The 405-nt window shown below is 45.7% G+C and carries 1 protein-coding gene; it reads right to left on the reverse strand.

Translation table 11 applies throughout. The features are described from left to right. On the reverse strand, positions 1-405 hold a 405-nt coding region (locus AB4Z23_RS28785; protein WP_441361351.1), incomplete at both ends, for a class I SAM-dependent methyltransferase.

The raw sequence follows: 405 nt of genomic DNA on the forward strand, positions 1-405 counted from the left end.
ATTATGTGGGCATGCATCAAAATACCGGAGGGCCGGAGGATACTATCAATCCTCAGCCTGGTTAATTCTAGCGCATTACCGATATATTGCGGATAAAGCACCCCGGTTATCACTATCAAATCGAACGTACCCAGCTGTTCGGGATGAAGATCAAAGATGCCAGCTTGTCTAAACGAATACCGCGAGTCGGAGCATCGCTTTTGGGCCCAATTTAATGCTTTCTCCGACACATCTACCCCAATAATTTCTTTGCCGGGCAAGTGAGCTGTCAGGAACCCGTTTCCACATCCAATATCCAGAACTCTTTCATAGGATTGCTTGGGTAGTTCCGACAAAAGCATTTCGATTCTGGTTTGGTCATCGGGTGTTTTGTCATAATTCCAAGGATCAGAAGACGTATAGAAC

The organism is Agrobacterium sp. MCAB5 (genome assembly GCF_052114365.1).
In the GTDB taxonomy this organism is placed as follows: domain Bacteria; phylum Pseudomonadota; class Alphaproteobacteria; order Rhizobiales; family Rhizobiaceae; genus Agrobacterium; species Agrobacterium tumefaciens.